Source organism: Agromyces molybdatiresistens (assembly GCF_052748445.2).
On record NZ_CM188258.1, the window covers coordinates 3011570 to 3032405 of the forward strand.

The 20836-nt window shown below is 74.3% G+C and carries 21 protein-coding genes; 15 read left to right on the forward strand and 6 right to left on the reverse strand.

From position 1 onward, the window contains the following. Window positions 1-14: 14 nt before the first annotated feature. Window positions 15-3506, reverse strand: a complete 3492-nt coding sequence (gene rpoB / locus ACULK2_RS13895) for a DNA-directed RNA polymerase subunit beta (protein WP_445968437.1) — start codon at window positions 3504-3506, stop codon at window positions 15-17. Window positions 3507-3896: 390 nt separating this feature from the next. On the opposite strand from rpoB, the gene ACULK2_RS13900 reads away from it, so the two are divergent. The 7 genes from ACULK2_RS13900 (at window position 3897) to ACULK2_RS13930 (ending at window position 9351) form a co-directional block, all read left to right on the forward strand. Then, window positions 3897-4193 (forward strand): hypothetical protein, encoded by a 297-nt coding sequence (locus ACULK2_RS13900; RefSeq protein ID WP_445968438.1) that lies wholly within the window; start codon window positions 3897-3899, stop codon window positions 4191-4193. A 27-nt stretch (window positions 4194-4220) separates the two neighbouring features. Beyond that, window positions 4221-5411: a hypothetical protein gene (locus ACULK2_RS13905; protein ID WP_445968439.1), complete on the forward strand. Its 1191-nt coding sequence runs from the start codon at window positions 4221-4223 to the stop codon at window positions 5409-5411. A gap of 9 nt (window positions 5412-5420) precedes the next feature. Next, entirely contained in the window at window positions 5421-6047 is a 627-nt protein-coding gene (locus ACULK2_RS13910; RefSeq protein ID WP_445968440.1) for an NUDIX hydrolase, read from the forward strand. Next, window positions 6044-6742 carry a hypothetical protein gene (locus ACULK2_RS13915; protein ID WP_445968441.1) on the forward strand — a complete coding sequence of 233 codons (699 nt, stop codon included), beginning with the start codon at window positions 6044-6046 and terminating at the stop codon, window positions 6740-6742. Before ACULK2_RS13910 ends, ACULK2_RS13915 begins: the two co-directional genes overlap by 4 nt. After that, window positions 6739-7593, forward strand: coding sequence for a hypothetical protein (locus ACULK2_RS13920; RefSeq protein WP_445968442.1), 855 nt, complete (start codon window positions 6739-6741; stop codon window positions 7591-7593). Before ACULK2_RS13915 ends, ACULK2_RS13920 begins: the two co-directional genes overlap by 4 nt. Window positions 7594-7716: 123 nt before the next feature. Continuing rightward, window positions 7717-8472, forward strand: coding sequence for a spermidine synthase (locus ACULK2_RS13925; RefSeq protein WP_445968443.1), 756 nt, complete (start codon window positions 7717-7719; stop codon window positions 8470-8472). A gap of 24 nt (window positions 8473-8496) precedes the next feature. Next, window positions 8497-9351 (forward strand): spermidine synthase, encoded by an 855-nt coding sequence (locus tag ACULK2_RS13930; RefSeq protein ID WP_445968444.1) that lies wholly within the window; start codon window positions 8497-8499, stop codon window positions 9349-9351. 35 nt (window positions 9352-9386) lie between these two features. Here ACULK2_RS13930 and ACULK2_RS13935 read toward each other — a convergent pair whose 3' ends face one another. The 3 genes from ACULK2_RS13935 to ACULK2_RS13945 are packed head-to-tail and all read right to left on the reverse strand — an operon-like array spanning window position 9387 to window position 11796. Continuing rightward, entirely contained in the window at window positions 9387-10247 is an 861-nt protein-coding gene (locus ACULK2_RS13935; protein ID WP_445968445.1) for a 5-oxoprolinase subunit C family protein, read from the reverse strand. Then, the gene (locus tag ACULK2_RS13940; RefSeq protein ID WP_445968446.1) at window positions 10244-11038 is read right to left on the reverse strand and encodes a 5-oxoprolinase subunit B family protein; all 795 of its coding nucleotides are present in this window, start codon (window positions 11036-11038) and stop codon (window positions 10244-10246) included. The genes ACULK2_RS13935 and ACULK2_RS13940 overlap by 4 nt, the downstream gene beginning before the upstream one ends. Beyond that, the gene (locus tag ACULK2_RS13945) at window positions 11035-11796 is read right to left on the reverse strand and encodes a LamB/YcsF family protein (protein ID WP_445968447.1); all 762 of its coding nucleotides are present in this window, start codon (window positions 11794-11796) and stop codon (window positions 11035-11037) included. The genes ACULK2_RS13940 and ACULK2_RS13945 overlap by 4 nt, the downstream gene beginning before the upstream one ends. A 77-nt stretch (window positions 11797-11873) precedes the next feature. Between ACULK2_RS13945 and ACULK2_RS13950 the strand changes: the two genes are divergently transcribed. From ACULK2_RS13950 to ACULK2_RS13960, 3 genes are all read left to right on the forward strand, one after another. Further along, the gene (locus ACULK2_RS13950; RefSeq protein ID WP_445968448.1) at window positions 11874-13049 is read left to right on the forward strand and encodes a PQQ-dependent sugar dehydrogenase; all 1176 of its coding nucleotides are present in this window, start codon (window positions 11874-11876) and stop codon (window positions 13047-13049) included. Window positions 13050-13155: 106 nt separating this feature from the next. After that, complete coding sequence (locus ACULK2_RS13955) at window positions 13156-13653, forward strand: SprT-like domain-containing protein (RefSeq protein WP_445968449.1); 498 nt, start codon at window positions 13156-13158, stop codon at window positions 13651-13653. Between the two features lie 149 nt (window positions 13654-13802). After that, complete coding sequence (locus ACULK2_RS13960) at window positions 13803-14423, forward strand: CGNR zinc finger domain-containing protein (RefSeq protein ID WP_445968450.1); 621 nt, start codon at window positions 13803-13805, stop codon at window positions 14421-14423. Here ACULK2_RS13960 and ACULK2_RS13965 read toward each other — a convergent pair. Continuing rightward, the gene (locus ACULK2_RS13965; protein WP_445968451.1) at window positions 14410-15003 is read right to left on the reverse strand and encodes a 2-phosphosulfolactate phosphatase; all 594 of its coding nucleotides are present in this window, start codon (window positions 15001-15003) and stop codon (window positions 14410-14412) included. The two genes, ACULK2_RS13960 and ACULK2_RS13965, sit on opposite strands and share 14 nt — an antisense overlap. 51 nt (window positions 15004-15054) lie before the next feature. On the opposite strand from ACULK2_RS13965, the gene ACULK2_RS13970 reads away from it, so the two are divergent. After that, window positions 15055-15819 carry an SDR family NAD(P)-dependent oxidoreductase gene (locus ACULK2_RS13970; RefSeq protein WP_445968452.1) on the forward strand — a complete coding sequence of 255 codons (765 nt, stop codon included), beginning with the start codon at window positions 15055-15057 and terminating at the stop codon, window positions 15817-15819. 48 nt (window positions 15820-15867) lie between these two features. On the opposite strand, the gene ACULK2_RS13975 is transcribed toward ACULK2_RS13970, so the two are convergent. Continuing rightward, entirely contained in the window at window positions 15868-17133 is a 1266-nt protein-coding gene (locus tag ACULK2_RS13975; RefSeq protein ID WP_445968453.1) for a hypothetical protein, read from the reverse strand. Between the two features lie 112 nt (window positions 17134-17245). Between ACULK2_RS13975 and ACULK2_RS13980 the strand changes: the two genes are divergently transcribed. The 4 genes from ACULK2_RS13980 (at window position 17246) to ACULK2_RS13995 (ending at window position 20833) form a co-directional block, all read left to right on the forward strand. Next, window positions 17246-17812, forward strand: a complete 567-nt coding sequence (locus ACULK2_RS13980) for a hypothetical protein (RefSeq protein WP_445968454.1) — start codon at window positions 17246-17248, stop codon at window positions 17810-17812. Beyond that, window positions 17809-18438 carry a DUF1684 domain-containing protein gene (locus ACULK2_RS13985; RefSeq protein ID WP_445968455.1) on the forward strand — a complete coding sequence of 210 codons (630 nt, stop codon included), beginning with the start codon at window positions 17809-17811 and terminating at the stop codon, window positions 18436-18438. The genes ACULK2_RS13980 and ACULK2_RS13985 overlap by 4 nt, the downstream gene beginning before the upstream one ends. A 238-nt stretch (window positions 18439-18676) precedes the next feature. Beyond that, complete coding sequence (locus ACULK2_RS13990; RefSeq protein ID WP_445968456.1) at window positions 18677-20233, forward strand: DEAD/DEAH box helicase; 1557 nt, start codon at window positions 18677-18679, stop codon at window positions 20231-20233. A 96-nt stretch (window positions 20234-20329) separates the two neighbouring features. Continuing rightward, the gene (locus tag ACULK2_RS13995; RefSeq protein ID WP_445968457.1) at window positions 20330-20833 is read left to right on the forward strand and encodes a GNAT family N-acetyltransferase; all 504 of its coding nucleotides are present in this window, start codon (window positions 20330-20332) and stop codon (window positions 20831-20833) included. Window positions 20834-20836: the final 3 nt, after the last annotated feature.

The window sequence follows — 20836 nt, forward strand, 5'->3', positions numbered from 1 at the left end:
GTATGCCTGGCGGATCAGATCTCGTCGATGTTCGACGACTCGAAGCGCGCGGAGATGTTGATGCCGAGCTCCTCCGCTGCGCGGAAGGCCTCGTCATCGGTGTCGCGGAGGCTCACCGCGGTGCCGTCGGCCGAGAGGACCTCGACGTTCAGGCACAGCGACTGCATCTCCTTCATGAGCACCTTGAAGGACTCGGGGATGCCGGGCTCCTGGATGTTCTCGCCCTTGACGATGGCCTCGTACACCTTGACGCGGCCGAGGATGTCGTCGGACTTGATCGTGAGGAGCTCCTGCAGGGCGTACGCGGCGCCGTAGGCCTCGAGCGCCCACACCTCCATCTCGCCGAAGCGCTGGCCGCCGAACTGCGCCTTTCCACCCAGCGGCTGCTGGGTGATCATCGAGTACGGGCCGGTCGAGCGGGCGTGGATCTTGTCGTCGACCAGGTGGTGCAGCTTCAGGATGTACATGTAGCCCACGGACACGGGGTACGGGAACGGCTCGCCCGAACGGCCGTCGAACAGCTGCGTCTTGCCGCTGGAGTCGATGAGCCGCTCGCCGTCGCGGTTGGGGAGCGTCGAGTCGAGCAGACCCGCGATCTCCTCCTCCAGCGCGCCGTCGAACACGGGCGTGGCCACCTTGGTGCCGGGCTCGGCCTCGCGGGCGACCTCGGGCAGGCGCTTGGCCCACTCGGGGTTGCCGTCGACCTTCCAGCCCTGCTTGGCGACCCAGCCGAGGTGGGTCTCGAGCACCTGGCCGAAGTTCATCCGGCCGGGGATGCCGAGCGGGTTGAGGATGACGTCGACCGGCGTGCCGTCGGCGAGGAACGGCATGTCCTCGACCGGCAGGATCTTCGAGATGACGCCCTTGTTGCCGTGACGGCCGGCGAGCTTGTCGCCCTCGGTGATCTTGCGCTTCTGGGCGATGTAGACGACCACGCGCTGGTTGACGCCCGAGCCGAGCTCGTCGTCGCCGTCCTGCGCGTCGAACACCTTGACACCGATGATCGTGCCCTGCTCGCCGTGGGGGACCTTGAGCGACGTGTCGCGGACCTCGCGGCTCTTCTCGTTGAAGATCGCGCGGAGCAGGCGCTCCTCGGCGGAGAGCTCGGTCTCGCCCTTCGGCGTGACCTTGCCGACCAGGATGTCGCCGGGGCGGACCTCGGCGCCGATGCGGATGATGCCGCGCTCGTCGAGGTCGGCGAGCAGGTCGGGGCTCACGTTCGGGAGGTCGCGGGTGATCTCCTCCTTGCCGAGCTTGGTGTCGCGGGCGTCGACCTCGTACTCCTCGATGTGGATCGAGGAGAGGACGTCGTCCTTCACCAGGTTCTGGCTGAGGATGATCGCGTCCTCGAAGTTGTGGCCCTCCCACGGCATGAACGCCACGAGGAGGTTCTTGCCGAGCGCGAGCTCGCCGTTGTCGGTCGCGGGACCGTCGGCGATGACCTCGCCGACCTCGACGCGGTCGCCCGCGGAGACGACGACGCGGTTGTTGTACGACGTGCCCTGGTTCGAGCGGTCGAACTTGCGCAGGTAGTAGGTCTGCGTGCCGCCCTCGTCGAGCTGCAGCGTGACCGCGTCGGCCGAGACCTCGGTGACGACGCCCGCACGGTCGGCGGTGATGACGTCACCGGCGTCGATCGCGGCGTAGCCCTCCATGCCCGTGCCGACGAACGGCGAGTCGCTGCGCAGCAGCGGCACCGCCTGGCGCTGCATGTTCGCACCCATGAGGGCGCGGTTCGCGTCGTCGTGCTCGAGGAACGGGATGAGCGACGTGCCGACCGACACCATCTGGCGCGGCGAGACGTCCATGTAGCCGATCTCGTCGGCCGGGAACAGGTCGACCTCGCCGCCCTTCCGGCGGGCGAGCACGCGCTCCTCGATGAAGTGGCCCTTGCCGTCGAGCGGCGCGTTGGCCTGGGCGACGATGTAGTCGTCCTCCTCCATCGCGGTGAGGTAGTCGATCCGGTCGGTCACCTTGCCGCCCTCGACCTTGCGGTAGGGGGTCTCGATGAAGCCGAACGAGTTGATGCGCGCGAACGACGCGAGCGAGCCGATGAGGCCGATGTTCGGGCCTTCCGGCGTCTCGATCGGGCACATGCGGCCGTAGTGCGAGGGGTGCACGTCGCGGACCTCGACGCCCGCGCGGTCGCGCGAGAGGCCGCCGGGGCCGAGCGCCGAGAGGCGGCGCTTGTGCGTGAGGCCGGCCAGCGGGTTGTTCTGGTCCATGAACTGCGAGAGCTGCGAGGTCCCGAAGAACTCCTTGATCGCGGCCACGACGGGGCGGACGTTGATCAGGGTCTGCGGCGTGATCGCCTCGATGTCCTGCGTGGTCATGCGCTCGCGGACCACGCGCTCCATGCGGGAGAGGCCCGTGCGGACCTGGTTCTGGATCAGCTCGCCGACCGCGCGGATGCGGCGGTTGCCGAAGTTGTCGATGTCGTCGACGTCGAGGCGGATGTCGACCGCCTTGCCGCCGCGGCGGCCGGGCAGGGTCGGGCGGTCCTCGTGCAGGGCGACGAGGTACTTGATCGTGGCGACGATGTCCTGGACCGTCAGCACCGAGTCGGTGAGCGGCGCCTCGAGGCCGAGCTTGTTGTTGATCTTGTACCGGCCGACCTTGGCGAGGTCGTAGCGCTTCGGGTTGAAGTAGAAGTTGTCGAGGAGCGCACGCGCAGCCTCGGCCGCGACCTGCTCGCCCGGACGGAGCTTGCGGTAGATGTCCTTGAGCGCCTCCTCCTTCGTGAGGATGTTGTCCTTCTCGAGGGTGAGCGCGATGGACTCGTAGCCGGCGAACTCCTCGAGGATCTCCTCCGAGGTGAGGCCGAGCGCCTTCAGGAAGACGGTGACCGACTGCTTGCGCTTGCGGTCGATGCGCACGCCGACCTGGTCGCGCTTGTCGACCTCGAACTCGAGCCACGCACCGCGGCTCGGGATGACGCGCGCCGAGTAGATGTCCTTGTCGGAGGTCTTGTCGGGCGTGCGCTCGAAGTAGACGCCGGGCGAACGGACGAGCTGCGAGACGACGACGCGCTCGGTGCCGTTGATGACGAACGTGCCCTTGGGGGTCATGAGCGGGAAGTCGCCCATGAAGACCGTCTGGGTCTTGATCTCACCGGTGAGGTGGTTCATGAACTCCGCATTGACGTACAGCGGAGCGGAGTAGGTCTTGCCCTTCTCCTTGCACTCGTCGATGGTGTACTTCGGCGGCTCGAGCTCGGGGTTGGAGAACGAGAGCTGCATGGTCTCGCCGAGGTCCTCGATGGGCGAGATCTCCTCGAAGATCTCCTCAAGGCCGGTGGCCTCGGGAAGGTCCTGACGGCCGGACTCGACGGCCTCCTCGACGCGGGCCCGCCACGCCTCGTTGCCGACGAGCCAGTCGAAGCTCTCGGTCTGCAGGGCGAGGAGATCGGGTACGGTGAGGGTGTCTGTGACCTTCGCGAACGAGAGGCGGCTTGCACCGCGTCCGTTCTTGGGGGTGGGCGTGGATGCGTTGCGCGCAGCAGCCAAGGAAATGACCTCCATGGCCCCTCTCGGAGCCGGTTCACTGTCGGTGGTGGTGGAGTTGACCCCTCAGACGTGGTGCGGATGCCGGGAGACCCGGCACGCAGAAGCCGACCGCAATATGAAGGCATAGTGGGTCTGGGAGCGCAAAGGTCAAGCATAGACCGGATGACGCGCCGTGTCCAGTTGGATTCTTGATTTGTCTGCGCATCTCGGGTATAACCCGCGCGAACCGCGGGAGGACGCCCCGGTGGAGGCGCCATTCGGCACTCCCTGGAGCCCGCGACATCCGCTCGCCGCGGCGATCGTGCCGCCTCGACCCGCATGGGGATCGCTCCCCATGGAGCCCGGCCCCGCTCCCCCGATACCGTGACCCGCGGACGGGAAGGAGCCGGCATGACCGACGTCGTCGTGAGCTACCGGGAGCTCGCCGAACTGGATGCGAAGCTGCAGTCCATCACGGCCGAGCTGCAGCAGGCCGAGTCGCGGGCCGACGTCCTCGAGGACGCCATCGGCGATCCGTTCGGCCGGAACGACCTCCGGGAGGCCGTCGAGGACTTCGAGGACCGCTGGAACAACCGCCGTGCGAACCTCGCCGAGGACGTCGCCGGCGTGCAGGAGCACGTGCACGGCGTGCTCGAGGGATTCCGCGCCTGGGACCGCGAGACGGCCGCCGGGTTCGAACAGGACTGACCCGGACCCGCCCCGGAAGGACCCGCCATGCACCCCACCTCGCCACGCGGCCGGACCATCCGCCGCCTCGAAGGCACGCCGTCGACCATCATCCGCCGCGGCTCGGAGATCGAGCAGCTCGGCACGGACATGATCGAGAGCGCGGCCACGCTCCGAGCGATCGCGGACGGCGCCGCCGGGCAGCGCGGGCTCGCGATGGCCGAGCTCCGCGACGTCGTCGGCGACGTGCACGAGGAGCTCCGACGGGCCGGCGAGATGTACCGGCCGACGGGCCCCGTCGTGCGGGCCTACGGCGAGGCGCTCGCCGAGGTCCAGCCCCGGATCGACCGGCGCGCCGAGACGTGCGACGAGCTCTGGCAGGACTACCTCGCCACGCCCGGCTTCCTCGAGGGCGAGCGCCCGCCGTACCTGACCCCGAGCGACCCGGAGGGCGACGAGGCGTCGGCGGCCGCGGCGCAGGATCGCGCTCGGCAGGCGGCATACGACGCGTGGGAGGACGAGGCCGAGCTCTTCGACCGCGACGTCGACACCTGGGAGGAGGCGTTCGAGCACGCCGCCGCGAACGTCGGCGAGGTGCTCGACGGCCGCATCGAGGACGGGTTCTGGGACCGGGTCGACGGGTTCGTCGCGGGCACGCTCGAGGTCCTGAAGATCGTGGGCATCGTGCTCACGATCGCGGCGATCATCGTCGGCGGCCCGCTCGTGGCCGCCCTCGCGGCGATCGTCTCGATCGCGACGCTCGTGCTCACCGTCTACCAGAAGGCGAGGGGCGACACGGGCTGGAAGGAGGTGATCCTCGCCGGCATCGCGGTCATCCCGTTCGGCAGCCTCGGCAAGCTCGGGTCGGCGAAGTTCGCCGACTCGGTGCTCGGCGGGCTCCTCACCGGAGCGGGGCGCAGCGCCATCCGCACCGAGATCTCGACGGTCTTCGGTTCGGGGACCGCCGCGTTCCGGTTCTCGGGCTCCGGCGTCGTGGGCATCCGGAACGGCCTCTCGCACCTCGTCCGCAACCACGGCACCGACGGGCGCCTCGTCGACTCGCTCGCCCGGCTGTTCACCGGAAAGGCCGCCTCGGCGGCCGCCTCGGGCGCGCCCGCCGACATCGTCATCGGCACCATCTGGACGCAGCTCGGCCGTGTGAACACGGGTCTCTCGTGGGGCACCGGCCAGGGGCTCTGGAGCAGCCTGTACGACGGCGTCGTCGGCGCGGATCGATAGGCTCGCTCGATGACCGGAAGCCTGCGCGAGGCGCTGGGTGCGGCCCGCGACCCCGAGTTCACGATGATGCTGCCCGAAGGCTGGTCGCGCCTCGATGCGACCGACGAGGCGCGCGACCGACTGCTCGCCGACCTGCGCTCGCGGTTCGCCGCCGCGCACCGTCCCGACCTGTGGGCGGCGGCCCGAGCGGCCGTGACCAACGCCTTCACGGGGCTGCGGCAGAGCGGCGGCGTCGCGGTCATGCTGCAGACCTCGAGCGGCGACGGCGTGCCGTTCGTCCCCGCCTCGGTCACGGCGTCCGTGCAGTCGGGCCTCGACGGCGCGACGCTCGACGAGTTCGTGGCCGGCCTGATCGCGCGCGGCGCGACCCCGCTCGGCGAGGACAAGCGCTTCATCCGGCTCGAGGAGCGCGAGGTTCGCAGTGAGGACGGCGTGCGCATCGGCGTGACCACCGTCCGCTACCTCACGCCCGTGCCGGGCAGCGGGCGGCGACGCGCCCTGCTGCTCACGGCCGTGCTGCCGCACGAGCCGGAGACCCCCGATGACGACCCGCTGCTCGCGGCGACGCGCTTCACGATCGACGCGCACGTGGCGACCCTCCGCTGGCTCCCGCCGGCAGGGGGCGGGGGCGCGTGAGCGCCGACGAACTCGTCGCCGACGTCGGCGAGCGCTGGGTCGAGGTGCCGCCCGTGACGGATGCCGCGTCCCGCGACGCGTGGGTCGCCACGACGTCCTCTCGGGTGCTCGCGCTCGGCGCGGCCTGGCCCGGCGGGTCGCCCGACCTCGTGCCGTCGATGCTCGCGCACGCGCTCGACCGTCGCGGCGACGACCACCTCGTGCTGCTGCACTGGCCGGCCGTGGTGCCGATGCCCGTCACCGTGCGCGTCTCGGTGCTCGCCTCGCCCGGCCGCGCCGCGATCGCCCACGCGCTGCGGGCGAACCGCGCGGCGCACCCCGAGCACGTCGCGGGCGCGCGCCTCGGCCCTGGGGTCGAATGGGTGCACGGCGACGCGCTGCCCGGCGCCGCCGACACGGGTGCCGGCGTCGGCGCCGCGGCGCGCGCCGAGCACCTCATCGGCACGCAGGCCTGCTTCGCCGACGACACCACGATGGTGCTCGTGACGCTCGAGCCGACGCTGCCCGACCTGCTCCCCCACGTCATCGACGACGTGCGCGCGGTCACGCGGTCGCTCGGCCGGGTGCGAGGCGGGCAGGACTGGGGGGCTCTGCCCCTGCCGGAGGATGCCGCGACCCGCGCCGACGTCGAGGCGTGGCCGTCGCCGTCGGAGACGCGACCCGGTTCCGGCGCGAACGCGGCCGCCGGCGCATGAGCCGAGCCTCGCGGACGCCGAACGCGTCCGACTGGGTCCGCACCCTGCCGCGCGGAGCACGCGTCGACTGGGACGAGCTCGAGGCGCACGTGCTCCGCGACCACCCCGACGCGCTCCGCGCGCTCGGCCCCGCGGCCGCCGGCGTGCTGGCCCAGCGCCGCGGCATCCGCCTCGCACTCGGCGCAGGGATCGTGATCGCCGCGCTCGTCGCGCTCCCGGTCATCGCCGCCCCCGCCTGGGGTCTCACGGCGCTCGTCGGCGACCCGTTCGGCATCCGCGACGTCGACGGGTCGATCGCCGTGCCGATCGCGGGGATCTCCCTCCTCGTGGCGGGCGCGGTGCAGGTCGTGCTGCTCGTCAGGGCCGCGCGGGGTCGGCCCGACACCGGCGGCATCGGCGCGATCACGGCCGTGCTCGCGGCGCTGATCGCCGTGGGGACCGGGCTCGTCGGCATCCGTCAGGACGTTCCGGGTTGGCCGGCGTGGTTCGCCCTCGCGATCGTCGTCGCCCTGCTCGGCGCCCTGGTCGGGGTGACCGGCCGGCCCGCGGCCCGGCGGCGAGGGGCGACGGATGCCGCGGCACGGCCGGGCACCGGCGCGCTGGAGACCGTCGGGCCCGGCCGGACCGCCGCGCGAACCGGGACCGACGCGGACGAGCCGACCGCCGCCCGGCTGGAGCGCGAGCGGAGACTCGGCGCCGCGCTCGACGGGATCCCCGACGATGAGCGCGCCCACCTGCTCGACGACCGTCGCCGCGCGATCGAGTGGCTGCGCCTGCACGGTGCGATCTCGCCCGACGAGGCGGCACGCGCCATCCGGTCGCCGCTCGGTCGGGTGTCCGCCTCGGTCTGAGGTCGTCGTCGGACGAAGCGTCAGCCCCTCGCCATCCGCTCGATCCGGCCGGACCATCGACGGGCGTCGGCGCCCGTCCCCGCCCGCTGGCCATCGTGCGCGCCCGCGTGCGACGATGCCCCCATGGCGCCCGCAATCGAGTTCGAGCGCGACGTGTTCTCGTCGACGGGCTGGACGCTGCTCGTCGACGGCGCCGCGCAGTCGCACGTCGACGCCGAGCAGCCGACGCGGCTCTTCTTCGAGTACGTCCGGCGCATCGGCAACGTGATCGACGCCGTCGCCGACCCCGGTGCCCCGATCGCCGTGCTGCACCTCGGGGGCGGCGCCATGAGCCTCGCTCGGTACGTCGCCGCGACGCGGCCGGACTCGCGGCAGGTGGTGGTCGACGCCGACGCGCGGGTCGTGGCGCTCGTCACCGAGCGGCTGCCGTTGCCCGAGGGATCGGGCGTCTCGCTCATGGTCGCCGACGCTCGGGACGCGCTCGCGCGTCTCGACGCCGGCCTGCGGTTCGACCTCGTGATCGTCGACCTGTACTCGCGCCTCGACGCTCCGGCATTCGTCGACGACCCCGCGTTCCTCGGGGCGTGCCTCGGCCGGCTGGGGCCGACGGGACTCCTCGTCGTCAACGTGGCCGACGCCGCGGGCGGGCCGCGCCTCGCCGCGCAGGCGCGGGGCATCGCGCGCGCCGACCCCGCGGCCGACCTGCTCGTCGCGGGACCGCCCGAGGTGCTCGCCGGCTCCGAGGAGGGCAACGCCGTGATCGTCGCCGGCCCGTCGGTCCCGCCGCGCGTGATCGAACGGCTCCGCGCGGCGGGCCCGTTCCCCGCCGAGGTCCTCCAGGGCGCACGCCTCGACGTGGTGCTGTGGGGCGCGTGCTGAGCCGGCGCGGGTAGCGTGGCATCCGTGCCGGAACTCGAACGACGCCTCTCCGTGAGCGGACACCTCGCCCGACTCGAGGAGTCGCGCACCCGCCCCGGCTCGTGGACGCTCACGGTCGACGGCACCCCGCAGTCGCACGTCGACCTCGAGCAACCAGAGTGGCTCGGCTTCGAGTACGTGCGCCGCATCGGGCACGCGATCGACCTGGTGCGCGAGCAGGGCCGGCCCGTCACCGCGCTGCACCTCGGCGGCGGCGCGTTCACGCTGCCCCGCTACGTCATCGCGACGCGGCCCGGCTCGCGGCAGCAGGTGATCGAGCTGGAGTCCGACCTCGTCGACCTCGTCCGGGCGAACCTGCCGTTCCCGCGCGGCGCGCAGGTGCGCGTGCGCCACGGCGACGCGCGCGAGGTGCTCGCGAAGCTGCCGGCCGGGCTCGACGGCGCGGTCGACCTCGCGGTCGTCGACATCTTCTCCGGTGCGCGAACGCCCGCGCACGTGACGAGCGCCGAGTTCCACGGGCTCGTGTCGCCGCGGCTCGCGCCCGGGGGCATCGTCGCGGTGAACGTCGCCGACGGCGCCGGGCTGGCGTTCGCGCGCGCGCAGGCGGCGACCCTGGCGCACGTGTACGCGCACGTCGCGATCGCCGCCGACACCGGCATGCTGAAGGGCCGGCGATTCGGCAACGTCGTCATGTACGCCTCCGACGAGCCGCTGCCGTTCGACTCGATGCCCCGCCGGCTCGCGAGCGATCCGGCGCCGGCGAAGCTCGTCGAGGGCGCCGAGCTGACCCGGTTCATCGCGGGCGCGCCCGTGGTGACGGATGCCACGGCGGTGCCGTCGCCGCCGCCGGCACGCTCCGTCTTCCTCGCGAAGCCGTAGGCGCCGCGTCGGAGGCGCCGGCGCCCGCCGCCGGATCACGCGTGGCGGAAGCGCACCTCCTGCCCGGGCCGCACCTGCGCGAGCCGGTCGAGCGATGCGGGATCCACGATCGCGACGACGGGGTAGCCGCCGGTCACCGGCCGGTCCGCGAGCAGCACGGTGGGCACGCCCGCACCCGTGACCTGGATCGCGCCCGCGACGGTCGGCTCGCTCACGAGCTCGTGCGCGATGCGCCGCTCGAGCGCCGGACCCTCGAGCCGGGCACCGACCCGGTCGGCCGACGCCGAGACGCGCCAGCGCGCCTCGTGCAGCGCGGCGAGCGCGGCATCCGTCAGCCAGTCGGCCCGCGGCCCCGCGAGGAGGCGCAGCGTGATCGCGCCGGTCGGCGGCGGGTAGGCGGCGTCGTCGTCGAGCAGGGGCACGGATGCCGCGGGCTCGAGCCCCACGGCGAGCACGCGCCCCGCGGCGACGGGTTCCGGCCCGATGCCGGCGAGCGTGTCGCGGCTGCGCGACCCGAGGACTGGCGGCTCGTCGATCCCGCCGCGGACAGCGACGAGGTAGCGCAGGCCGCGGTCGGCGGCGCCGAGCTCGACCGACTCGCCCGCGCGCACGCGCGCCGCCCGGTACGGCCCGACCTCGCGGCCGGCGACGCGCACGGAGCCCCACGCGCCGGTCACGGCGAACCAGAGGTCGCGGTCGGGCGCGAACCGCAAGCCGCCGAGCACGACCTCGAGCCCCGCGAGTCCGTCGGGGTTGCCGACGAGCCGGTTCGCGAGCGCGAGCGCCCCGCGGTCGAGCGCCCCGGACGGGGCGACGCCGAGGTGCGCGAGGCCCGGTCGGCCGAGGTCCTGCACGAGCACCCGGCCGCCGGTCGCCTCGACGCGCAGCAGCGTCATGCGCGGGCCTCCCGGAAGCGCACGCCGCGCCCGGGCACGAGGAGTGCCGGCGGGTCGGCGTCGGGGTCCCACAGCGCGGCATCCGTGCGCCCGATCAGGCGCCAGCCGCCCGGGCTCTCACGGGGATAGGCCCCCGAGAAGGCCCCGGCCAGCCCGACCGCCCCCGGCGGGACGCGCGTGCGCGCCACGTCGAGCCGGGGCACGTCGAACGGCCAGTCGTCGGCGACGAGGTAGCCGAAGCCGGGCGCGAAGCCGATGAACGCGACGCGCCACCGGGCCGCGACGTGCCGGGCCACGAGGTGCTCCGGCGTCACGCCGAGGTGCGCGGCGAGGTCGGCGAGGTCGGCGCCGCGGTAGTCGACGTCGAGCACGAGGTCGTCGGTGCCGGGGGCCGGGACGCTGGCACCGGGCTCGCCGTTCGCGCGGGCGAGGTCGGCCGCGGCGGCAGCGTCAGCCGCGCGGGCGGCGCCGGCGGCGCCGGCGGCGCCGGCGGCGCGGGCAGCGGCGGCAGCGCGGGCAGCGGCGTCGGCAACCTGGGCCCGGACGGCCGCGTCGCCCGCCGCCGCGGCGCGCCACGCGCGGCGGATCCAGTTCGCCGCCGACTCGAGCGGCAGCCGCTCCGGGTCGACCGCGACGAGCAACGTCCGCGCCGCGGGGACGAGCTCGACCACGCCGTCGGGCACCGACCGCGCGAGCGCATCGTGCAGCGCGAGCACCCCGTCGAGGTCGTCGCACTCCACGAGGATCGCGGAGTGCCCCGACGGCAGCAGCCTCGGCTCGCCGCGGCTCATGCGAAGGGCCGCACGTCATGACCGGCGGTCGCGAGCGCCGCCCGCACGGCGCGCGCGATGCCGACCGATCCGGGGGTGTCGCCGTGCAGGCAGAGCGAGTCGGGTGCGAGCTCGACGCGGGCGCCGTCGGCCGCGGCGATGCCGCCGGTCTCGACGAGTTCGAGCGCGCGATCGGCGGCCCGCGCGGGGTCGTGCACGAGTGCGTCGGGGTGATCGCGCGGCACGAGCCGGCCGTCGGCGAGGTAGCCGCGATCGATGAACGCCTCGCGGGCGTAGCGGATGCCGGCGCTCGACGCCGCACGCTCGAGTTCGCTCTCGGGCGGCCCGAGCACGACCACGCCCGGGGCGGCCGCGGCGAGCGCGTCGGCCACGGCGGCCGCGGCGGACCGGTCCGCCGCGAGGCGGTGGTACAGCGCTCCGTGCGCCTTGACGTAGGCGACGCTCACGCCGACGGTCCGCGCGATGCCGTCGAGCGCGCCGAGCTGGTAGAGGAGCTCGGCCGCAAGCTCGTCAACGGAGACATCGAGGGCCCGCCGCCCGAAGCCGGCGCGGTCGCGATAGCCCGGGTGCGCTCCGAGCACCACCCCGTGCGCGGCGGCGAGCCGCGCGCTGCGCACCATCGTCAGCGGGTCGCCGGCGTGGAACCCGCAGGCGACGTTCGCGCTCGAGACGACGCCGAACATGGCCTCGTCGTCGCCCATGCTCCAGGCGCCGTACGACTCGCCGAGGTCGGCGTTGAGGTCGATCGCGCGCTGCATGCTCCCATTCTCCCGCGCCCTCGCGCAGACTGGGCGGGCGGGGTCGTGACGACGCGCGAACCCGGAGGAGGTCGCCGATGGTGCTCGGACCGACGGGATCGCGGCGCGCGCGCCCGGGGGTGCGCGCGGCGACGACCGCCCTGCTCGCCGCGACCGCGATCCTCGTGGCGGGCTGCGCGCCGGAGCCCGATTCCGGTCCGGTCGTGAACCCGCCGGGCTCGTCCGAGACCACCCCGCCGGCGGTGTCCGCCCCGCCCGCGGTGCGGCCCGTCGGCGAGGCCGAGACGCTCGCCGACGGGCTCGAGGCTCCGTGGTCGATCCTGCGGCTGCCCGACGGCGGCGTGCTCGTGAGCGAACGCGACGCGGGTCGCATCGTCGAGGTGCTCGCCGACGGCCGGCTCCGGGAGGTCGCGGTCGTTCCGGGGGTCGTCGCGGGCGGCGAAGGCGGGTTGCTCGGACTCGCCCACCTTCCGGGAGACGGCGCCGACGCGGCATCCGTCTTCGCGTACTTCTCGAGCGACGACGACAACCGCATCGTGCGGATGCCGCTCACGGGTGAACCCGGCGAACTGGGACTCGGCGAACCGGAGGTCGTGCTCGACGGCATCCCCCGCGGCAGCCGGCACAACGGCGGGCGCCTGGCGGTCGGGCCGGACGGCTACCTCTACGCCACGACGGGCGACGCCGGTGACGGCGACCTCGCGCAGGACCGGGACTCGCTCGGCGGCAAGATCCTGCGGATGACGCCCGACGGCGGGGCGGCGCCGGGCAACCCGTTCGACACGCTCGTCTGGAGCCTCGGCCATCGCAACCCGCAGGGGCTGGCATGGGATGCCGCGGGCGGCATGTGGGCGGCGGAGTTCGGACAGCGGACGTGGGACGAGCTCAATCGCATCGAGCCCGGCGAGAACTACGGGTGGCCCGTCGTGGAGGGGCGCGCGGGCGACGACCGGTTCCGCGACCCGGCCGTGCAGTGGCCGACCTCCGAGGCGAGCCCGTCGGGGATCGCGATCGTGGGCGACACGATCGTGCTCGCGGCGCTCCGCGGTGAGCGGCTGTGGTTCGCCTCGCCCGCGATCACCTCGCCGAGCGACGTGGACGCCGCCTTCGTCGGCGAGCTCGGGCGGATGCGCGACGTGGTGCCGGGGCCGGACGGCGAGCTCTGGGCGCTGACGAGCAACACCGACGGCCGGGGAACGCCGCGCGACGGGGACGACCGCCTCGTACGGATCCCCGTCGAGGACGCCGGCTGAGCCCGGTCTCCGACGGGCCCGGTCGCGTCGACCTCGAGCCGGTCCCCCGTTCGGGGGACCCCTGGATCCGGCCGCTGCCGGTACTCCCGGGGATATCCTCGATCGCATGGCGGATCTCGCGAGGGTTCGGGTCTGGGCGGAGGCGCTCATCGCCCTGCACCTGGATCCGCACGCGTGGAGCTTCGGCTTCGACAACGCCAAGAAGCGTGCCGGGCTCTGCAACTACACCGAGAAGCGCATCTCGGTCTCCCGCTACCTCGCGGCCCGCTACGACGACGACGAGATCCACCAGATCCTCCTGCACGAGGTCGCCCATGCGATCGCCGGCCCGCGCGCCGGGCACGGCCCGCGGTGGGCGAGCATCGCCGCCGACCTCGGCTACGTCGGCCGGCGCACGCACGACGGCGCCGTCGCCGACGAGCTCGCACCATGGGTCGGCCGCTGCCCGGTCGGGCACGAGCACTACCGCTACCGGGAGCCGAGCCGGCCGCTCAGCTGCGGGCTCTGCCGCCGCGGCTTCGACCGGCGCAACCTCATCGTGTGGCACCGCCGCGAGATCACCACGGCCATGCGCCGGGCCGCGGCGAGCGCGGCCGGCGACTGACGCGGCCGCCGGAAGCGCCCACCGACCGGCGCCGTGCCCGACGACGCAACCGATGATGCAACCGATGACGCGCGTGCCGCACGACGCATGACGCGCGTGCCGCACGACGCATGGCGAACGCGCGCCATGCGAACGGGTAGTTTGGTCCGGTGCCCGTCTCGACCGTCTCGATCCCCGTCGGCCAGTGGTTCACGGACGACAGCGGGCGATGGTGGTTCGACTCCGGATCGTTCGCGCTCGACTTCGCCTACACCGGAGGGATCCCCGTCGTCGTCGCCGTCGCGCCCGCGCGGCTGAACTCGCCCGACGACCTCACCGCGTGGATGCGCGACCGCTTCCCGATGCCCGTCGCGCCCGCGCGCTCGCGCGACCTGTTCGACGCCTCCTCGCTGCGCGACGCGATCGCTCGCCTGGCGCTCGCGGCGGGCCGCGGCGAGGAGCTCGCGACGGCCGACATCGACGTCGTCAACCTGTACGCCGCGACCCCGGACATCCCGCCGACCCTCGCCGGCGGCTCGCGCCAGGCCGGGCGCTCGGTGCAGACCGTCGGGCAGGCGCTCTCGACGATCGCGCGCGACGCGGTCGACTGCTTCGGCGAGGCGAACCACGGCCGCGTGCGCATCTGCGCCGGCGGCTGCGGGATCGTCTACCTCGACACCTCCCGGGCGGCGAGCCGCCGGTGGTGCTCGATGCAGCGCTGCGGCAACCGCGCGAAGGTCCGTGCGCATCGCGCGCGCAAGTCGGGCAAGGTCGCGCTCAGCGCCGCCTGACCACTCGCACGGTCGCGGCGTCGTCACGGCTCGCGGCCCGGCGGAGCACCGAGGCCTCGGCTCCCGCGGCGATCGCCTCTCGGCCGGCGACCGACGCCGTGGCGAGGTGCGCGACCGCCCGCCGGAGTCCGGTGTAGGACGCGCACGCGACGGCCGCCTCGGGCGAGGTGTCGTCGATGCCGAGCTCGGTGAGCGCGTCGATCACCGCGCCGGCCGCGAGCACGTCGTCGGCGGCGAAGCCGCCGTCGGCCCGCCCGGCGGCCACGATCGCGAGGTATGCGCGGCGACCGAGGCGCTCCTGCTCGGCGAGGATCCAGGCGGCGACCGCCGCGGCGTCGCCGAGGGCCGCGACGACCACGGTCCCGGGCGCATCGGCGAGGGCCGCGTCAGGCACGAGGGCCGCTGCGGCGGGGTCGTCCGCGGCGAGCGCGGCATCCGTCACCTGGTCGACCCACACGAGCACGTCCGCGCCCTGCGCGATCCGCCGCACGCCGTCGGCGCCCTGGTCGAAGCGCACCTGGTACTTCGCCTGCGCGGCGGGCGGGGCGGAGACGGTGGAGGGCTGGGTGGTCTCGCTCACCGCGTCAGGCTACGCGATGGCCGCCGGCGGGCCCACTCGTAGGGTGGGTGCATGACCTCGAATGTCGACGCGCGACCCGTGACGATCATCACCGGCGGCGGCCGCGGCATCGGCCGCGCGATCGCCGAGCGGCTCGCGGCCGAGGGCCACGACCTGGTGCTCACCTACCGCGAGCGGCGCGACGAGGCCGAGGCGGTGGCCGACGGATGCCGCGCGGCGGGTGCGCGCGTGGAGCTCCTCCAGCTCGACCTCGCCGACCTCGACCGCGCGGCCGAGATCGTCCCCGAAGCGGTCGCCCGGTTCGGCCGGGTCACGGGGCTCGTGAACAACGCGGGCATCACGGGCCTCATCGGGCCGTTCCTCGACGGATCGATCGAGGAGTCGGAGCTCGTGTTCCGGATCAACGTGCTCGCACCCATGGTGCTCTGCCGGTCGGCGATCGCGCACATGGCGACCGACCACGGCGGCGACGGCGGGTCGATCGTGAACATCTCCTCAGGCGCGGCGACGCACGGAGCGCCGAACACCTACATCCCCTACGCGGCGAGCAAGGCCGCGCTCAACATCATGACGGTCGGGCTCGCGAAGGAGTTCGCGCGCGTCGGCGTTCGCCTGAACACCGTGTCGCCGGGCACGACGCGCACCGAGATCCACGCGGCCGCGGGGCGGCCGAACGCGCCCGACGAGCGCGCGGGCAACATCCCGATGGGGCGGCCGGGCGAGCCGCACGAGATCGCCGGGGCCGTCGCCTACCTGCTCTCCGACGACGCGTCGTACACCTCGGGCGCCGACATCCTCATCGCGGGCGCCAAGTAGCGTCGTCGCCCCGGGCGGACGCACTGCGCCGGGCGCGCCGCGCGCCGCTCAGCGGTGCAGCGCAGCGTAGTGCGCGAGGGCCTCGGCGTCGCTCGCGCGCGACGCGGCCCGCCGCGCCGCATCGAGGGCGGCCACCGGGTCGGGCTCGCGGCGCGCGATGCCGAGCTGCCGCTCCGCCTCGGCGAGCCGGGTCCGCGCGTCGGCGCCGGCGAACGCCCGCGCGCGTTCGAGCGCCTCACCCGCCACGCGGATCTGACTCTCGGCGATGGCGATCGCCCCGGGCAGGGCGCCCCGGGCGCCGTCGAGGCGGTCCTGGGCGCGGCGGGCCGTCGCGCGCGCCGCCTCGAGCCGGTCGCGCGCGGCCCGCAGCCGGTCGCGCTCGGAGAACGGGTCGGCGGCGCGGCCCTCGCGGCCGACGAGCAGCGGGGAGACCTCGCCGATCACGACGGCGAGCGCGGAGCCGACGTCGGCATCGGCGGCCGCATCGCGCTCGCGCCGCGCGGCCACGAGCTCCTCGTCGAGCGACGCCGCCTCCGCGCCGGCCTCCTCCGCCGCCCGGGCGAGCTCGAGCTCGACGTGCTCCACCCGGTCGAGTTCGCGCTCGGCGCGCTGCAGCGCGTGCGCGGACCGGTCGAGGATCCCAGCGACCGGCGCTCCCGGCGCGTCCGCGAGCCGCTGCTCGGCCTCGTCGAGTGCCGCCGACCCGGCGGCGAGGTCGTGGTCGGCCCGGCGGAGCGCGCCCTGCGCGCCGGCCAGCGCCGATGCCGAGAACCGGGTGCCGAGCCGTTCGAGGGCGGACACGGCATCTGCTCGCCTCGCGGCCAGGCGCCGTTCGCGCTCGCGCAGGGCGGGGGCGTCGTCGACCGCGCCGCGCTCGGCGGCGCGCCGCGCGGAGAGCACCGACCCGGCGTCGGCGAGCGCGCCCTCGACCGACGCGCAGAGCGACGCGATGCGCGTGCTCCACGCGCGGCGCTCGGCGGCGGTGCCGGGTTCGGCGTCGTCGAGCCGCTGCTGCAGGAGGAACGCCTCGCGGAGCCATCCGCGGGCCCGCTCGACCGCCTGGCCGAGTTCGCGCGCCGTCTCGGGCCCGAACTGCGCCTCGGCGAAGCGGATCTCCTGCGTCGCGTCGCGTACGGCCTCGTCGGCGCCGACCAATCGGGCCTTCGCGGTCCGCTCCAGCTCGCGGGCCGCATCGGCGTCGCGGGCCTCGCGTCGCTCCCCCAGCCGTCGGAGCCCGACCACGCCCGCGACGAACGCGACCGCGGCCGTGCCGAACACGACGAGGGAGGGCAGCCAAACAGCGGCGTCGGCCATGGCGGGAGCCTAGCGGGATCGCCCGGGCGCCGGCCGGGTGGCCGCCGTGCGACGCCCGTGAATCCGGCGCGGAGGCTTTGCCGTGCCATCCGTCGGCCCCTAGGGTCGTGCCATGCGGGTGCTCCTGAAGCTGACCCTCGACTGCGATGCGGATGCCGCGTGGCGCGCCATCCGCAGCCCGGCCGTGCTTCGCGAGGTCGTCGCGCCGTGGCTCGACTTCGAGTCGCTCGAGGCCGAGGGGTTCCCGGCCACGTGGCCCGAGGGGCCGCACCGGATGCGCTCGCTCGCGTTCGGCATCGCGCCGAGCGGCGAGGAGTACGTCGACGTCTCCTACCCGGGCGGACTGCCCTCCGGGGTGCGGATGCTCCGCGACTCGGGCGGCGCGGTCACCGGGCCGCTCGCGGCCTTCCGCCACTGGGACCACCGCATGGCGATCTCGCCGCTCCCGGACGGGCGGACGCTGTACCGCGACCAGCTCCGCGCGAGCGCGGGCGCGCTCGACGCGCTCTACTGGTACCCGACGTGGGCGTTCTGGCAGTACCGCGGGCGGCGGCTGCGTCAGCTCGCGCCGACGTGGGCGTACGACCCGCCGGGCACGGCGGACGCGGCGCGTGCCGAGGCACGCCGGACCGGGGTCGCCGGCGCCGCGCCGCGCGCCGATCGCGGGAGCACCCCGTGACCGCCTCCCTCGGCGCGCTGCAGCTCGCCGACTGGCGACGGCACGTCTTCTCGCTCTACGCGGGCGTGCGGCACCTCAGCGTCCACGATCCGGCGCAGGGCCACGAACTGTGGCGGTCGGGGCGGGACGAGCTGTTCGGCGGGCATCCGCAGTCGCCGCTGCTTCCCGACGACCGCGCGCGGTTCACCGGGCTGGACATCGCGCCGTACGACCCCGACTGGCGGTTCGAGCTCGAGGTGCGCCGTCCCGACGAGCCGCAGCGGATGGTGGTCGACAGCTCGAACGACGGGAAGATCCCGTTCTCGCTCGTCGGGACGGTGCGGCTCCCCTACCTCGGCACGCTCGACGTCTGGCGGCTGACGTCGTACGGCGGCGGCATCTTCCTTCCGGTCAAGGACGGCCTCGCCGGCGCCCCCGGCGGCACGTACGGCGGCGGGCGCTACGTGCTCGACACCGCGAAGGGCGCCGACCTCGGCTCGGGCGGCAACGACGACAGCCTCGTCGTCGACTTCAACTTCGCCTACAACCCGTCGTGCGCGTACGACCCGTCGTGGTCGTGCCCGCTCGCACCCCAGGGCAATACGCTGGGCGAGCCCGTCCCGGTCGGCGAGCGGATGCCGCGCTGACCCGTCGCGCGTCCGCGCTCAGGTTCGCGGTGCCGGCGCCTGCTATGGTGGTCCGCGGCGTGCGCGACGAACGCGCCGCCTGCGTCGTAGACACGCTTCCGGGCTTCTCGCCCGATGACTTCATACGGCGAACGGATTCGCCGACCGGCGTCTTCGCCACCACCCACCGCCGGGTCCATCCGCCGCTGCCGCCTCGTGCACCGGCGCATCCGGCCGTGCCATCCCGAAACGGACCCCCTTGACCGACATCACCTTCGGCGCGCTCGGCGTGCCCGCTCCCCTCGTCGCGGTCCTCGCCGCCGACGGCAAGACCACGCCCTTCCCCATCCAGGCCGACACCCTGCCCGACACGCTCGCCGGACGCGACGTGCTCGGGCGCGGCAAGACCGGCTCGGGCAAGACCATCGCGTTCGCGCTGCCCATGGTGGCGCGCCTCGGCACGACCCTGGCCGGCGGCCGTCGCCGCGCGGGCCGGCCGCTCGGCCTCGTGCTCGCACCGACCCGCGAGCTCGCGACGCAGATCATGCAGACGTTCGAGCCGCTGGCCGCCGCGTACGACCTGAAGGTCACGACGATCTTCGGCGGCATCAACCAGAAGCGCCAGGTCGACGCGCTCCGTGCCGGCGTCGACATCGTCGTCGCCACGCCCGGTCGCCTCGAGGACCTCATGAAGCAGGGCTTCGTCACGCTCGACGCCGTCGAGATCACGGTGCTCGACGAGGCCGACCACATGGCCGACCTGGGCTTCCTCCCGGTCGTCACGCGCATCCTCGACAAGACCCCCGCGGGCGGGCAGCGCCTGCTGTTCTCCGCGACGCTCGACAACGGCGTGGACCGGCTCGTGAAGCGCTACCTGCAGAACGAGGTGCTCCACTCGGTCGACGAGGCGCACTCCCCGGTCGCGGCGATGACCCACCACGTGTTCGAGGTCGCCGACACCGACGCCAAGCACGAGCTCGTGAAGACGCTCGCGTCCGGCACCGGCCGCCGCATCCTCTTCATGCGCACGAAGCACCACGCGAAGAAGCTCGCGAAGAAGCTCACCGAGCAGGGCATCCCCGCGGTCGACCTGCACGGCAACCTCTCGCAGCCGCAGCGCGATCGCAACCTCGCCGCCTTCGGCGACGGGTCGGTCAAGGTCATGGTGGCCACGGATGTCGCCGCGCGCGGCGTGCACGTCGACGACATCGAGCTCGTCATCCACGTCGACCCGCCCATGGAGCACAAGGCGTACCTGCACCGCTCGGGCCGCACCGCGCGCGCCGGCAGCGAGGGCGACGTCGTGACGATCGCCCTGCCCGGCCAGATGGACGACCTCGGCAAGCTCCTCCGGAAGGCGGAGATCCGCGTCGCTCCGAAGCGCGTTGCGCCGGCCTCGCCTGAGGTCGTGCAGCTCGTCGGCCAGGTCGCCCCGTACGTCAAGCCCGCACCGCGCGACGCGAAGCCCCAGCAGGGCGGCGGTCGCTCGCAGGGCGCGAACGCGCAGCGCAAGCGCGCCGCGCGCGAGGAGCGCGCCGGCGGCGTCGCCCAGCCGGCCGGCCAGGGCCGGCGCAGCCGCGGCCGCGGCGGCCAGTCGGACGTCGCTCCCGCCGCGCCGCGCCGCGACCGCTCGGGCCGCCCCGCCGAGGCGAAGGCGCACGCGCCGAAGCAGGGCGGCGGCCAGTCGCGCGGCGGTCAGACGACGGGCGCGCAGCGCGCGACATCCGCTCGTGGATCGCAGAAGCAGCCCCTGCGCGTCGGCAGCCTCGTCTCGCCGAACCGCAGCGCGCGGACCAACCGCCGCGCGCAGGGCTGAGCCCCGATCGCGCCGTCGACGGCCCCGCACCCGTGGAGGGTGACGGGGCCGTCGCCGATTTCGCCCGCGACGGTGGCCCGGGTTAGCCTGTGCCGCATGAGCACCGAGGTCGCTGCCGATGTCGTCATCCGTCCCATCCGCGATTCCGACGCCGAGGCGCTGGGCCGGGTCCACGCGCAGTGCTGGCACGAGGACTACGACCAGCTGGTGAGCGCCGCGACGCTCGCCAACCTCTCCCCGCGCCGCATGGCGGAACTCTGGACGCACTGGATGAGCCAGGGCGAGGAGTTCACGCACGTCGCCGCCCTCGTCGACAGCGAGATCGTCGGGTTCGCCGGAGCCGGGCCCGCGCGCGACGCGGACGCGCCCCGCGAGCGCGAGCTCTTCTTCATCCACCTGCTCGACTCGCACCACGGCATGGGCATCGGGCAGAAGCTGTTCGACGCCGCCGTCGGCGACGACTCGGTCTACCTCTGGGTGCCGTCGGCGAACGAGCACGCGATCCACTTCTACGAGCGCAACGGCTTCACGGCCGACGGCGCCTCGCACGACGAGCCGTTCCTCGGCGAGAGCATCCACGAGGTGCGGATGGTGCGCTGACGC